The sequence below is a fragment of the Massilia eburnea genome (assembly GCF_009720745.1).
Classification (GTDB): domain Bacteria; phylum Pseudomonadota; class Gammaproteobacteria; order Burkholderiales; family Burkholderiaceae_D; genus Rugamonas; species Rugamonas eburnea.
Window position 1 is genome coordinate 296,588 of record NZ_WNKX01000002.1, and the last position, 15,066, is coordinate 311,653.

The window sequence follows — 15,066 nt, forward strand, 5'->3', positions numbered from 1 at the left end:
CGTTTGCTAGCAAAGGAGCACACCATGTCCAAGAAGATTCCCAAAGGGTCCAAAGCGCCCAAAGGCGCGCCGGCTTCGACGCATCTGGCCCCGACCAATTCGCTGATCACGCCAGCGCCAGCCGCTGCGCAACCCCTGGCGCAGCCCGTGCATGCGCCTGCGGCGGCGGCTGCCGTTGCCGCTGGTACAGCGCCACACGGCGCGCAGACCCACCTGCCGCATGCGCCCAGCGCCCCGCTGCCGGTCCAGCTGTTCCGCAACACGCCCGATCCGTCCAGCGACCCATTCACCGCCTACTACCTGATGGTGCGCAGCGCCAGCGATTTCCTGAGTTACAACAACTTCGAGGCCTTCGTGACGGCGGTGCTGGGCACCAAGCCTCTGCCGCAAGGCCTGCCCGACTTGCCGCCGTATGAAAAGCTGGTCTACATCGCCCACCTGTTCGTGGCCTGCCATGGCCAGTGGGTGAAGAACTGCTTCCAGAGCGGGGCCGGGCTGCAAAGCGTGACCAGCAAATTCCTGCCGCCCAACGGCACCCAGCCAATCGGCGACATGGACGAGGCCAACCGGATCTTCCATCCCTATGTGCTGGACGTCCACCAGCTCGCTGCGCAAGCAATCGAGCTGTTCGACGCCACGCCCCATGGCAGCACCAATCGCTCGCCCTCCAGCGATGCGTACACGCTGGTGCAAAAGCTGATCGAAATGAATCCGCGCGTGCCGCACCTGCCGCAAGACCAGATCGACTTATGCGCGTTCGACGGCTTCGTGCAATACAAGCTGGAAAATCCCTGCATGACGGAGCTGATCTGGAACTACTGGCTGGAAGAAGGCATGCTGGTGCAAGGCATCAACGCCATCACCCTGCGTTTCCAGAACCGGCTCTACCCCGGCGGCGACAAGCTGGCGCGCTGCAATATCTCGCACCTGCGCCCGCTGACCAACCTGCTGTGGGACTATGTGCGGCATGAGCCGGACCGCCTGTCGCTGGCACGGCGCGCCTACGAGTACGACCACCAGTACGGCCTGCGCCTGCGCGGCAGCGCGGTGCCGAACCTGATGCCGGCCGACAGCCGCACCTCGTTCATCGAAGCCTTCCACCGCGTGCTGCAGGAAGCCTGCCGCTACTACCGCACTTCGATGGACACCACCATGCACGCCGATGCCTTCCCGATGCTGAACTGCCTGCGCGAGCTGCACCTGATCCTGGCTGAAGGCAGCGACAACCAGTACAGCGACATGCCCACCACGGCGCGCTCGGAAATGCTGCTGCAGCAGCTGATCACGGCGCGTCCGGAGATCCACGATTTCCTGGGCGGCAAACCGGGCGTGCCTTATGCCGAAGCCTGGATGCCGCATATGGACACCCTGCGCCAGATCATGGGCTGGAACGACGCTTCGATCCGCCACTACCAGACCCTGGCCACCTGCGGCGAAATGATCCTGCTCGGCATCCGCCACCTGAACTGGTCCGACATCAAGGATTCCAGCATCGCCGCCAACTGGCTGACCGCCTGCCGTCCCGAAGTGCAGAACTATGTGCACTCCTACCGCGCGGTGACGGGCGTCGACCTGGGCGTGTTCGACACGCCGGTGGTGGCCGGCAAGGAATGGACGGTGCAGCCATCGGACCTGATCAACCGGCGCCGCCTGGCCGCGCAGCAGCCGCGCCTGACCCAATAGCCTGGAGGATGCCGCCATGATGAACGGATATCCCAGCATCGCCCAAGCCATGCAGCAGGCCGGGCCGGCCGCCGGCCAGTGCCGCTGCCAGCAAGGCTGCGTGTGCCACCCGGGCCAGCCCTGCCGCTGCAGCAGCGGCTGCACCTGCAGCCACGCCAGTGCCGCCGCACAGGCCAGCCTGCGCACGCGCAACTGGATCGCGTCGGGCGAAAACGAAATGCGGCGCCGCTCCAGCCGCGGCGTGTGGCTGCGCACCAGGGCACGCAATATGCTGCAGCAGCGGGTAGCGCGCCAGAACGACTGGACCCGCCGTACACAGTTGAATGGCGCGTTCGCGCGCCGCTTCAACTGGGGTCCGCAAATGGGGCCGGTCAGCCGCGTCATCGGCAGTCCGTATCCCCAGCCTGACAGCCGCCGCTTCATGTTTGCGCTGGCGCGCTGGCAGCAGCGGCACGGACTGCCGGTGACCGGCATCCTGAGCCCCAGCATCTGGCGCCGCCTGCTCGCCATCCTGCAGGCCTATCCGGCCGCTGGCGCCCCGATCGTGACTGGCGGCTGGCCGCAGCCCGCCGCACCATCGGCGCCGGAGCCCGACGGCTACCCGCCATACGGCGCTGATGCTGGATTCGCTGCGGACGCCGGCGGCAGCAGCGTGGGGCCGGCAGCAGCGGACGCGCCGGACGACGCAGCGATGCCGCTGCCAGGAGACCCAGGTAGCGCGGGCGAGCCGGCTGCGGACGGCAGCGAATTCGCCCCGGTCGGTTTCCGCAACCGCCGCAACTACGCGCATGCCCAACAGGCGATGGGGCAAGCATGATCATCGACGCCCACTGCCACGCCGGGCCGGGCGACGGCTTCACCGGCCCCTGGGACACTTGCGCCCCGCTCGATGACTATCTGGCCAGGGCGCAACGTGCAGGCATCGCGCACACGATGATCTGGGCCGCCTTCCACAGCGACTACGCCGTCGCCAACGAAGCCGTCGCCGCCATCGTCAAGCGCGATCCCGCCCGCTACAGCGCCCTCGCCTTCGTGCACGCCGCCCGCGACCGTGGCCGCATTGGCGCCATGGTCGAACGGGCGGTGCGCATGCACGGCTTCCGCGGTATCAAATGCCATCGCGCCGATGCCCGCATCACGCGCGAGATTTGCGACGTCGCCGCACACCTGAAGGTGCCGATCCTGTATGACGTGCTCGGCGAAGTGGAATCCGTGTCGCTGTTTGCGCCCGCCTACGGCAGCGTCAACTTCATCATTCCGCATATGGGCAGCTACGCCGACGATTGGCGCCACCAGCGCAACCTGATCGATATCCTGGTGCGCTATCCCAACGTGTACACCGACACCGCCGGCGTGCGCAATTTCGACAACCTGGTGGAAGCGGTGCAGCGCGCCGGTGCGCACAAGGTGCTGTTCGGTTCCGACGGCCCATGGATACACCCCGGCGTGGAGCTGGCCAAGGTAAAGGAAATGATCGTGGAACTGAAACTGGATGACCGGCGCGCCGCGCAACTGCTGGGCCGCAATGCCGCAGCCCTGTTCCGCCTCAGTGCAAATCCGGCCCGCGCGCGGCAGCCTTTCGAAGGTGTAAAGCACGCGGCGTAACTCCCAGCCAGCTGGCTGCGGCGGTGATGGACTCGGACTCCTCCAGCGCCAGCCGCACTGCCGCAGCCTCCACCATGCGGCCCAGTTCTTTCAGCCCCACGTTTTCGCGCAGTGCCGCGCGCACGAAGTCATCGACATAGGCAGCGTGCCATAGCGGCGCTTCCGCCTGCGCCGCTGCGCCGTCCGCGCCCCACGCCTGGATCTCTTCATCCGGCAGGCAAGCCAGCGACAGCGGGCCTGCGCCCGCATAGCGGCGCATGCAAGCCAGCACCAGCTGGTACAGCTCACGCACATTGCCACTGTAGTGTCGTGCCGCAAGATAGTCGAGCAAGCTGGGCGAAGCAGCAGGCGCATCGCCGCCGCCGGCATGAGCGATGAAGTGCCTTACCAGCGAAGGAATGTCAGAACGCCGCTGAGCCAGTGACGGCGTGCGGCAAGTCATTGCCGCGATGCGGTAATACAGGTCGGCACGGAAGCGTCCTTCCGCCACCTCAGCCATCAGATCCCGGTTGGTTGCGCACACCAGGCGGAAACTGGCGCGCTGCCACTGCGTGCTGCCGACGCGCCGGTATGCCTTCTCCTGCAGGACACGCAGGAACTGGGCTTGTAATTCCAGCGGCAGCTCGCCCACTTCATCGAGGAACAAAGTGCCGCCATCGGCACAGGCGATGGCGCCATCGCGCGCGCTGCTGGCGCCGGTGAAGGCCCCCCTTTCATGACCAAACAATTCACTGCCGGCGATATCACGCGACAAGGTCGTGCAATCGACCACCACCAGCTCATGCTGCCGCGCCTGGGGGTCGAGCGAATGCAGCATGCGCGCCAGAAGCTCCTTGCCGGTGCCGGTCTGTCCCGTCAGCAAGACGGCAGCAGAACTGAATAGCGCACACTCCGCGATGGTGCGTAAAGCCCCCACCCACGCCGCGCTGCCGCCGATCAGGTTATCTGCCACCAGCGGCAGGCATAAAGCCGCATCAACCTGCTCCCAGCGCTGCAAACGGCTGCGGATGACCTCCAACGCTTGCGCCGATTCTTCAATGACATCACCGATGCCCATTGCCACCAACGCGCGTTCCACGCCGGGGCATGGCGATCGATGAAACAGCAAAGTACGGCAGGGAGGAAGCACCTCATCGCCCATCAGCGCAAGCTGGATGCGATGCAGCGCTTCATGATCGAGGCTATCCGCCACCAGGATCTTGCTGGACCAGGGCTGGCACTTGGGCGGCACCTCCAGTTCGCGCAGCAAGATACGCCGCAAGTCCTCGGCAGAGTTTTGCAACGCAACGATATAAGGAGCCGCCATCTGCACCCCGCGCCGTTGATTGAGCTGCGAGGGAACAGTGTAACAAGCGGTGACATGTTTGACGATCACGGATTGTCACGTGCGCGCACTCATGCATTTCTCCAGTTGCCGTTACTGCCGACTAGTAGTATATGCGGCGCCATATGCGCGCCAGTCTCATTGCGCCTGTGGCGAAGAGCCCTTGTAGCTATTCTCGCGGAATCCGGTGGCGGCAAACCAGCGCTCGACCAGTGCCGCCGCCTTGCCGTCTGCCCGCGTGCCGGCTGGATAGCCGTGGAAGCTATTCTCACGCCACACCATGGCGGTGTAGCTGCCTTCCTTGTTTTTCGTGCGGTACATCACGCCCTGGTTGCTGGTGTTGACGAACTGGTTGCCATGCAGTTCAACGGCATTCGGGCTTTTGAAATCGGCGTTCTCGATCAGCGGCGTAGCGCCGTGGGCGACAATCAGGTTGTCCTTCACCAGCGCCGTATCGACACCGGCCATCATGATCGCGCGCCGCCCGTCGTTGACGCTCAGGTTCGATTCGACCAGGACGCCTTCCGTTGTAGCGCGGTTGCCCAATCCGTCGCGGCCGCAGGCGCAGAACAGCATCATGCCGCCAGCGTTGTCGTGGCTATAGTTCGCATGGAAACGCGTATTGCGCGTGCCCATGTCGGCATCGAACGCCATCCCGTCACCGGGCTCGATTTCTTCGCGGTGGCGCACACCGTACACTTCGTTGTACTCGAACAGCGCGTCATCTGTGTTGATTGCCCAGGCGCCAGCACTGTTGCCGGGAGCACGCATCCAGATGTCGTACAGCAGGTTGGCCACCACCTTGGGTGCCACGGCAGTGCGCACGATCAATCCGTCGCCGCCGATATTGTGGATTTTGTTGTGGCGGATCGCGATACCTGTCGACGGGAAGAAATCGCTGGCGGCCTGCGTGCCCGCCGCCTTCATGTAATCAGCATTGCCTTTGTACGGCGCGAAGTCGCCGCAGGGCGCGCCACGTTGGCGGCACATCCACGCCGAACGGTTGGAGACGCCGATTCCGTCTACTTGATAGATCTCGCTGTTTTCGATGACGACATCGTCAAAGCTGGTCTTCTTCTGCTTGCTGCCCGGACGTTCCAGCAGGCGCGTCACGGTGAACAGGATGCCGCCGGTTTCTTTATAGGCCAGCTCCCGGCCCGGCGCATCCTGCAGGTAGCCGCGTACGTGGTGCACATAAACGTCGTTGATGCGGTAATGATGGCCGACGCCAAAATCCTCCAGTTGCACCAGCAAGCCGACGCGGCCCGCTTCCGCCAAGCCGTCGTTGCTCAGCTCAAGGCTGTTGATTTCCCAATGCTCAGAATTCATAAGGTGCAGTGCTGCTGGTCGAACCACACCATCGTCGGCTTTGCATAGCGAATGATAAGGACTGATGCCGTTTGCTGTCTTGTGTGCTTCCGTCTGGGATTGATCGGGGTCGGATTGCGCGGCGCTGCAGCCGGCAGCAATGATTGGCCGACCCAGCGAGAGGTCACCATAGGCATCGACCACGATAGGCGCGCCGGGTTTGCCCGAACTGCCAGCCGGCGGCTTGAAGCTGCCGTGGCATGTCATGCCGCGCTTGAACAGCACGCGCGTGCCAGGCATCAGCCGCATTGCATTCAGTTGCTCCAGCCGGTTCAACGGCCGCTGCAGGCTGCCATCAGCATTGGCCACCTGCGAGGAACAATCGACATGCAAAGTCTGCGCTGCCAGCGCATCGGCACGCCAGCCTGCCATGATCAACGCCACTGCAAATACCACATGCCTCATCGCTGCCCCGCTGATTATGATAACGTTATCTCAAGTCTAGCCCCAAATGCAGGGCAAGGTCAACAACGTTATTATTCCCGAATGAACACCACCCAGTTGAAAACGCATTGCGGCGGACTGCCCGGCGCACACAGCCACCTGCATGCGCCGCCGGTCAACGTGCTGAGCTACAAGGTCGGCGAAAAAACATTCGCCTACTTTAAGACCAGTGAGCCGGAGCAATGGCGTTTCAGCTTCCGCGCCTCGCCCGACCGCTTCCTCGAACTGACCGGCATGCCGGGCGTGAAGCCTGCACGTTATATGGGGCGCTACCACTGGGTCACCATCGTCGATGTGCGGCGCTTCCCGGCCGACTACCTGGTCGAACTGGTGCAATGGTCCTACGACAAGGCCCTCTCTTCCCTATCGAAAGTAAAACAGCGCGAGGCCCTTGGCATGCCCTTGTGAAATGGTGCGGATGGGCTATAACTTAAGCCTGGATTCCCGCTTCCCCGCCACCTCCAACAAGGAGCGCCATCATGAAGAGCAAGGCATTAGCGGTATTCGCGGTGTCCACCCTGCTGTGCTGGAAGCGGCCGGCAAGAAACACGTCAGCGGCTGCGCTGCCGGCGCCGAATGCACCTTCTTCATGACCTCCGAAGGCAAGTTCGACCTGATCGGCGATTCGAAGAAGTAGCATCGCAAAATGTCCACCTTGGGATCAGGAACCAGGGTGGGCATTTCTCATCTAAGTCGCAGATTCGCGACGAACAATCCCCCGAAGTGACAAAGCGCGCCTTTTGCGGCTGGGCTAATGCTGTAGCTTTATCGGGCTGCACTGTTTTCACCGTCTGACCACCTACCAACAAGAAAGGCAAGACCATGAAGAAAACAGCATTCCACCCGCTGCGCAAGCTCGCCCTGGCCGGCAATCCAAATCGACCGCTGCTCGGGGCCAAGACTTACACTCCTCCGCTCATCGCCTATCTGGAAGAACATGGCATCAGCCCCGCCGCATTCCAGGCACTGACAAAGAAGCTGAATGGCCAGGTCGTCACGCCGTTCGATCCACCTTATGCCAGCGGGCGCATGGACAGCGACAACGCCTTCAACCGTTATCCGCTGATGATCGTCTACTGCACCGGCAGCGCCGACGTGGTCGAGGCCGTCAAGTTCTGCAGCGAGCAGAACCTCGCGGTTTGCATGCGCGCCGGCGGACACAGCACCGAAGGCTACTCGGTACTCGATGGCCGCGTGCTGATCGATGTTTCCAACATCAAAGGCATCTTCGTCGACGAGGTAGGCATGACTTCCACCGTCGGCGCGGGCGTGACCTGGGGCGAGTACAACCAGGAGCTGAATGCATACGGCCTGCACAATCCGGGCGGCAGCTGCAACTCGGTCGGCATGGCCGGCTATACGATGGGCGGCGGATACGGCTACACCAGCATGCGCTGGGGTATCGCCTGCGACAGCTTGCTCGAGGTGCGCATGGTGACGGCCACTGGCGAAATCGTGACCGCCAACGCCAAGTCGCATCCCGAGCTGCTGTGGGCGCACCAAGGCGGCACTGGCGGCAACTTCGGCATCGTGGTCGGCATGAAGTACAAGCTGGAGAAGCTGAAGGATGTCTGGCCCATCCAGGTCAACTGGCCGATCGATGACGCTGCAAAAGTTTTGAAGACCTGGCAGGACAAGATGACCAAGACGCTGCAGGATTTGGACCTCGGCCTGCTCGGCTTCCTCGCCATCGAAGAGGTGCCGGGCAAGGCGCCAGGCGGCGAAAGCTGCACCATCAACCGCCCCTACTTCTGCATCCGCGGCATCTATTCCGGCGCCAGCAAGGATGCGGCGCAGGCGGCCATGCAACCGCTGCTCGACATTGGCACGCCAAGCTTCCCGGCAGGCCCGCTGTGGCAGCACCAGATTCCCTACGCGGCCGCCAACGAGCATTTGCTCGATAACGTTGAGGGCATCATCCCCGACACCATCAAGGAAACCAAGCGCTGCGCCTACATCGAACGCGCCCTGAGCGAGCAGGAATTCCAGAAGATGGTCGACTACTTCAAGACCAGCCCGAATCCCTACAACATCGTTTCGATGGAACCCTACGGCGGCGCGATCAACAAGGTCGCGCCGCACGAAACCGCCTTCGTGCATCGCAACGCCTACTTCGACATCTTCACCGATTCGTTCTGGATGCAGGACAGCGAAAAGGCAGAAGCCTTCCGCTGGCTGAAAGACTATTACGAATCGCCGGACATGAAAGGCCTGTGGTCCAACCGCTACTACCAGAACTATGTGAACGCAGAATACAAGGACTGGCAGCACGGCTACTTCGGCGAAAACTACGACGAGCTGCAGCAGGTGAAAGCGCAATGGGATCCGGATAACCGCTTCCGCTACCCACAAAGCATTGAGCCCGCGAAATAACGGTGACAATGAGTGAGTTTCCTTCCTGCTGCAGGGCCTATACTCGATTGAATATGGCCCCGCCAGCATGGAAGGAGACTTTCGTGGGCAGAATCTATCGTGATAATCAGCAAGAAGAGCCGGGTGAGTTTTGTTCGGCGCTGGCAATTGGTGACTCATGGTTCTGGTACCCGAACCATAATCTGCTGGAAATACTGGTCGACCATCCGCGCACATCAGCAGATCATTCCAACGTACGCCTTCTCGGCTACAACGGCGCGGAGCTACAGGACTACGTCGGGGCGGGCAGGTATGCGCGCGAAGTTGAGCACTGGCTCTCCCCTCTTTGGAAAGATGGGTTTTCTGAGTTCTATATCAGCGGGGCGGGGAACGACGCTGTCGACTATTCCCTGGCTTTGCGCGCCGACTGCTCGACATTCACTTCAGCGGAAGAATGCTTTGATCCCTTTGGGGTCCAGACCCTGCTTCGGCGCATTTCTTCGGCCCTGGGCTCGCTGATTCACGACATCCGTTGGGCGTATAAGGACGATCAGATCGTGCGCCCTATCTTCCTCAACGGCTACGACTATCCGACGCCGGATGGCAGGGGCTTCCAGTTCGGTCCAGTGAAAGGCGGCCCCTGGCTTGCACCGGCAATGGACAAGGCTCGCGTCAAGCCCAATTTGGCATTGCGGCAGCAGATCATGGAGATCCTGATAGACCGGCTGAACGACGAAGTGTTCGAGCCCTTCGACCAACCCGGAAACGAGATTGTCCATATCGACAGCCGAGGCGTGCTCGCGCACTACCCCGGCAAATATAAGCTGGACTGGACCAACGAAATACATCCCACCAATGGCGGGTTTGCGAAGATCTTCGAGACTGCGTGGCTGCCGCAGTTGCTCAAATACCAGATCGCCAGATAAATGGGCGGCCTTCCGAAGGCGGTTCGGCTCTCGCATATACTGATGAGCCCGAACTTCCCTTCCTGGAGCATGATGAAGATACGCCTCGGTTTACTGCAGCTCGCCTTCCTTGTTGCCCTCGCCCCTTCGGCTTTTGCCCAGCAGGATGCGACGCTGAATATCGCCACCTATAACTTGCGCATGAACACTGCGGAGGACGGCCCAAACGCCTGGCCCCACCGCAAGGAGCTGGTCGAGAGACTGGTGCGCTATCACGATTTTGATGTCTTCGCGACGCAGGAAGGGTTGCCAGACCAGATCGCTGACCTGGGCGGCATGCAGGAGTACGCGCACGTCGGCGTCGGCCGCGATGATGGCAAGCAGGCCGGTGAACACTCCGCCATCTTCTACAAGCGCCAACGTTTCACCCTTTTGCGCAATGCCGACTTTTGGCTGAGCCAGACGCCTGACCGCCCGTCGCTGGGGTGGGATGCTACGTGCTGCCACCGTATCGCATCTTGGGCGCAACTGCAGGACCGCCAGACCGGCCGCAAATTCTACTTCTTCTCCGTTCACTTCGACCACGAAGGCGAAGTGGCGCGTCGCGAATCGGCCAAGCTCATGCTGCGGAAGGTAAAGGAAATTGCCGGTTCAGCTCCGGTGATCGTGGCCGGCGATTTCAACTCGGTGCCGGAGACCGAGCAAATCGGCACCATGAAGTCACAGTTGGCCGATGCGTTCGACATCAGTGCGAAGCCAGCCTATGGCCCGGTAGGTACTTTCAACGGATTCAAAATCGACAGCCCGCTGAAGGAGCGTATCGACTACGTCTTCGTCAGCCCGCAAGTGAAGGTGCTGAGCTACGCGGCGCTGACCGACTCCTTCCACGGCCGCTTCCCCTCCGATCACCTGCCAGTACTGATCAAAGCCCGGATCAACTGAACAGCCCGTGTCCCACTTGGGGTCTGACCCCATGGTGGGACACGGACTCAGCTGTGTATCGGTCAAAAAAAAACGCCACCCGAGGGTGGCGTTTTTGCTGGCGTTGAAGCGGATTACGCTTCGTCGCTGTGGTGCGGTTCGTCCGCTGGCAGTTCGGCCACGATGGCGGCGCGTTCTGCTTCCAGCAGCGCTTTGCGCTCTTCGGCTTCCCACACTTCCTTCTCTTTGCGGGCGCGGTGGAAGGCCAGGCCGGTACCGCCTGGGATCAGGCGGCCGACGATGACGTTTTCCTTCAGGCCGCGCAGACCATCGCGCTTGCCCATGATCGCAGCTTCGGTCAGGACACGGGTGGTTTCCTGGAACGATGCGGCCGAGATGAAGGAGTCGGTCGACAGCGATGCCTTGGTAATACCCAGCAGGACGTTTTCATACGTTGCAGGGATCTTGTTCAGGGCATTGACGCGATCGTTTTCTTCCAGCAGTTCGGAACGCTCCACCTGCTCGCCGACGATGTAGTCGGTGTCGCCGGCATTGGTGATCTGCACGCGGCGCAGCATCTGGCGAACGATCACCTCGATGTGCTTGTCGTTGATCTTCACGCCCTGCAGTCGGTACACGTCCTGCACTTCGTCGACGATGTAGCGGGCCAGCGCTTCGATACCCAGCAGGCGCAGGATGTCTTGCGGATCGGCTGGGCCGTCCACGATCATCTCGCCCTTGTTCACCACCTGGCCGTCGTGCACCAGCACTTGCTTGTCCTTGGTAATCAGGAACTCGTGCTTGTTGCCGTCCATGTCGGTGATTTCCAGACGCTGCTTGCCCTTGGTTTCCTTACCGAAGGCCACGGTACCGGTGACTTCCGCCAGCATGCCCGCGTCTTTCGGCGAACGTGCTTCGAACAGTTCCGCAACGCGTGGCAGACCACCGGTAATGTCTCGGGTCTTCTGCGATTCGGTCGGGATACGCGCCAGAACCTCACCCACGGACACTTGCTGGCCGTCTTTCACCATGATCAGCGCGCCGACCTGGAAGCCGATCGCCACTGCGTGTTCGGTGCCGGCGATCTTCACTTCGCCGCCGTCTTCGTTCAGCAGTTTCACCTGTGGACGCAGGGCTTTGCCTGGGGAACCGCGACGCTTGGCGTCGATCACCACCAGGGTAGCCAGACCGGTCACTTCGTCGACCTGGCGCGCCACGGTCACGCCTTCTTCGATGTTTTCGAAGCGGATGGTACCGGCGTACTCGGTAATGATCGGACGGGTCAGCGGGTCCCAGGTTGCCAGAGGAGCGCCGGCCTTCACAGCCATGCCGTCCTTGACGATCAGGGTCGCGCCGTACGGCACCTTGTGACGCTCGCGCTCACGGCCGTGGTCGTCGGTGATCAGCACTTCGCCGGAACGGGAAATGACGATCTGGGCGCCCTTGCCATTGGTGACGTAACGCATCGTGGCGGTGAAGCGCACGGTGCCGTTCGACTTGGCTTCGACCGACGATGCCACTGCTGCACGCGATGCCGCACCACCGATGTGGAAGGTACGCATGGTCAGCTGGGTACCAGGTTCACCGATCGACTGCGCTGCCACCACACCGACTGCTTCGCCGGCGTTGACCAGCAGGCCGCGGCCCAGGTCGCGGCCGTAGCACTTGGCGCACAGGCCGTAGCGGGTGTCGCAGGTCAGCGGGGTACGAACCTTCACTTCGTCGATGCCGACGCGTTCGATCTCTTCCACCATGTCTTCGTCCAGCAGGGTGCCGGCTTCGTACAGGGTTGCCTGGGTTTCAGGATTGACGATGTCGGTGCCTGCCACGCGGCCGAGGATACGGTCGCGCAGGGCTTCGATCACTTCACCACCTTCGACCATCGCCTTCATCAGGGTGCCGTTGGAAGTGCCGCAATCGTCTTCGATCACCACCAGATCCTGGGTCACGTCGACCAGACGACGGGTCAGGTAACCGGAGTTCGCGGTCTTCAGCGCGGTGTCGGCCAGACCTTTACGAGCGCCGTGGGTCGAGATGAAGTACTGCAGAACGTTCAGGCCCTCGCGGAAGTTCGCGGTAATCGGGGTTTCGATAATCGAGCCGTCAGGTTTAGCCATCAGACCACGCATACCGGCCAGCTGGCGAATCTGTGCTGCGGAACCACGCGCACCGGAGTCGGCCATCATGTAAATCGCGTTGAACGATTCCTGGGTCGACTTGGTGCCGTCGCGACGGATCACGTCTTCGACTTTCAGCTGGTCCATCATCGCCTTGCCGACTTCATCGGAGGTCTTGCCCCAGATGTCGACGACCTTGTTGTAACGTTCGCCGGCGGTGACCAGACCGGAAGCGTACTGCTGCTCGATCTGCTTCACTTCCGCTTCGGCGGTCGCGATCATGGTCTTCTTGACGTCCGGTACCAGCATATCGTCCACGCAGATGGAGATACCGGCACGGGTTGCCAGGCGGAAGCCCGACTGCATCAGCTGGTCGGCGAACACCACGGTGGCGCGCAGGCCGCACTTGCGGAAGGACGTGTTGATCAGCTTGGAGATCTCTTTCTTCTTCAGCGAACGGTTCAGCACGCTGAATGGCAGGCCCTTCGGCAGGATCTCGGACAGGATGGCACGGCCAACGGTGGTTTCGTAACGGGTCAGGGTACGCACGAACTCGCCGGTCGCTGGATCCTTTGGATTCTCAACGATACGCACGGTGATGCGGGTGGCCAGTTCGACTTCCTTGTTGTCGTAAGCACGGATGACTTCGGACACGTCCGGGAACATCATGCCTTCGCCCTTGGCGTTGACTGCCTCGCGAGTCGCGTAGTACAGACCCAGCACGATATCCTGGGAAGGAACGATCGATGGTTCGCCGTTCGATGGGAACAGGATGTTGTTCGAAGCCAGCATCAGGGTGCGGGCTTCCATCTGTGCTTCGATCGACAGCGGAACGTGGACTGCCATCTGGTCACCGTCGAAGTCAGCGTTGAACGCTGCGCAGACGAGCGGGTGCAGCTGGATCGCTTTGCCTTCGATCAGCACCGGCTCGAAAGCCTGGATACCGAGACGGTGCAGGGTTGGTGCACGGTTCAGCATGATCGGATGTTCGCGGATCACTTCTTCCAGGATGTCCCACACCACTGGCTCTTGCACTTCGACCAGCTTCTTGGCGGCCTTGATGGTGGTCGCGAGACCCATCAGTTCCAGCTTGTTGAAGATGAATGGCTTGAACAGTTCCAGGGCCATCAGCTTTGGCAGACCGCACTGGTGCAGTTTCAGCTGTGGACCCACCACGATCACGGAACGGCCGGAGTAGTCGACGCGCTTACCCAGCAGGTTCTGACGGAAGCGGCCGCCCTTACCCTTGATCATTTCAGCCAGCGACTTCAGCGGACGCTTGTTGGCGCCGGTCATCGCCTTGCCGCGACGGCCGTTGTCCAGCAGCGAGTCCACCGCTTCCTGCAGCATGCGCTTTTCGTTACGCGTGATGATCTCTGGAGCACGCAGCTCCATCAGGCGCTTCAGACGGTTGTTACGGTTGATGACGCGGCGGTACAGGTCGTTCAGGTCGGAGGTCGCGAAGCGGCCGCCATCCAGCGGGACCAGTGGGCGCAGTTCCGGCGGCAGCACCGGCAGCACTTCCATGATCATCCAGTCTGGCTTGATGCCGGAACGCTGGAATGCTTCCAGCACTTTCAGGCGCTTGGCGTACTTCTTGATCTTCGCTTCGGACTTCGATTCCTTCAGTTCCACGCGCAGGGCTTCGGCATCGCGGTGGATGTCGATCGAGCGCAGCAGTTCGCGGATACCTTCAGCGCCCATGAAGGCGGTGAAGTCGTCGCCGTACTCTTCGTACTTGGCGGCGTAGTCGTCTTCCGACATGATCTGGCACTTCTTCAGCGGGGTCATGCCTGGATCGGTCACAACGTATGCTTCGAAGTACAGGACGCGTTCGATATCGCGCAGGGTCATGTCCAGGACCATGCCCAGACGCGACGGCAGCGATTTCAGGAACCAGATGTGCGCAACTGGGGATGCGAGTTCGATGTGGCCCATGCGCTCGCGGCGCACTTTGGCCAGGGTCACTTCAACGCCGCACTTTTCGCAGATGACACCGCGGTGCTTCAGGCGCTTGTACTTGCCGCACAGGCATTCGTAGTCCTTGATCGGGCCAAAGATCTTGGCGCAGAACAGGCCATCGCGCTCTGGCTTGAAGGTACGGTAGTTGATGGTTTCTGGCTTTTTGACTTCGCCATACGACCACGAACGGATTTTCTCAGGAGAGGCCAGACCGATCTTGATCGCGTCGAACGACTCGTTTTGCTGTACTTGCTTGAATAAATCGAGCAGGGCTTTCATGTATCACTCCAGATAGTGACGAATTCTTTAAGGTCGGGAAAAAGGGGACGTACCCCTTTTCTCCCTTTGGGAAAAAGGGGTACGTCCCCTTTTTCCCTGTGCGGTG

Annotated in this window: 11 protein-coding genes; 8 read left to right on the forward strand and 3 right to left on the reverse strand. The window is 61.5% G+C overall.

The window, feature by feature from the left end; genetic code table 11:
* The first annotated feature begins 24 nt into the window (after positions 1 to 24).
* The 3 genes from GM658_RS03890 to GM658_RS03900 are packed head-to-tail and all read left to right on the forward strand — an operon-like array spanning position 25 to position 3,288.
* Positions 25 to 1,683: a hypothetical protein gene (locus GM658_RS03890; protein WP_229416739.1), complete on the forward strand. Its 1,659-nt coding sequence runs from the start codon at positions 25 to 27 to the stop codon at positions 1,681 to 1,683.
* Positions 1,684 to 1,699: 16 nt separating this feature from the next.
* Entirely contained in the window at positions 1,700 to 2,500 is an 801-nt protein-coding gene (locus GM658_RS03895; RefSeq protein ID WP_155452687.1) for a peptidoglycan-binding domain-containing protein, read from the forward strand.
* Positions 2,497 to 3,288, forward strand: a complete 792-nt coding sequence (locus GM658_RS03900) for an amidohydrolase family protein (protein ID WP_155452688.1) — start codon at positions 2,497 to 2,499, stop codon at positions 3,286 to 3,288. Before GM658_RS03895 ends, GM658_RS03900 begins: the two co-directional genes overlap by 4 nt.
* Here the strand turns inward: GM658_RS03900 and GM658_RS03905 are convergent.
* Positions 3,230 to 4,570, reverse strand: a complete 1,341-nt coding sequence (locus GM658_RS03905) for a sigma 54-interacting transcriptional regulator (RefSeq protein WP_229416740.1) — start codon at positions 4,568 to 4,570, stop codon at positions 3,230 to 3,232. The genes GM658_RS03900 and GM658_RS03905 overlap by 59 nt on opposite strands.
* Before the next feature lie 180 nt (positions 4,571 to 4,750).
* A complete protein-coding gene (locus tag GM658_RS03910; RefSeq protein ID WP_170298653.1) occupies positions 4,751 to 6,352 on the reverse strand; it encodes a right-handed parallel beta-helix repeat-containing protein in 1,602 nt (533 codons plus the stop codon).
* A 114-nt stretch (positions 6,353 to 6,466) separates the two neighbouring features.
* On the opposite strand from GM658_RS03910, the gene GM658_RS03915 reads away from it, so the two are divergent.
* The 5 genes from GM658_RS03915 (at position 6,467) to GM658_RS03935 (ending at position 10,623) form a co-directional block, all read left to right on the forward strand.
* Positions 6,467 to 6,832, forward strand: coding sequence for an MmcQ/YjbR family DNA-binding protein (locus tag GM658_RS03915; RefSeq protein ID WP_155452691.1), 366 nt, complete (start codon positions 6,467 to 6,469; stop codon positions 6,830 to 6,832).
* A gap of 10 nt (positions 6,833 to 6,842) precedes the next feature.
* The gene (locus GM658_RS03920) at positions 6,843 to 7,061 is read left to right on the forward strand and encodes a hypothetical protein (RefSeq protein WP_155452692.1); all 219 of its coding nucleotides are present in this window, start codon (positions 6,843 to 6,845) and stop codon (positions 7,059 to 7,061) included.
* A gap of 185 nt (positions 7,062 to 7,246) precedes the next feature.
* Positions 7,247 to 8,797: an FAD-binding oxidoreductase gene (locus GM658_RS03925; protein WP_155452693.1), complete on the forward strand. Its 1,551-nt coding sequence runs from the start codon at positions 7,247 to 7,249 to the stop codon at positions 8,795 to 8,797.
* A gap of 83 nt (positions 8,798 to 8,880) precedes the next feature.
* Positions 8,881 to 9,702, forward strand: a complete 822-nt coding sequence (locus tag GM658_RS03930) for a hypothetical protein (protein ID WP_155452694.1) — start codon at positions 8,881 to 8,883, stop codon at positions 9,700 to 9,702.
* A 69-nt stretch (positions 9,703 to 9,771) separates the two neighbouring features.
* Entirely contained in the window at positions 9,772 to 10,623 is an 852-nt protein-coding gene (locus tag GM658_RS03935) for an endonuclease/exonuclease/phosphatase family protein (protein WP_229416741.1), read from the forward strand.
* Positions 10,624 to 10,736: 113 nt separating this feature from the next.
* Here GM658_RS03935 and rpoC read toward each other — a convergent pair whose 3' ends face one another.
* Positions 10,737 to 14,960, reverse strand: a complete 4,224-nt coding sequence (gene rpoC / locus GM658_RS03940; RefSeq protein ID WP_155452695.1) for a DNA-directed RNA polymerase subunit beta' — start codon at positions 14,958 to 14,960, stop codon at positions 10,737 to 10,739.
* Between the last annotated feature and the right edge of the window lie 106 nt (positions 14,961 to 15,066).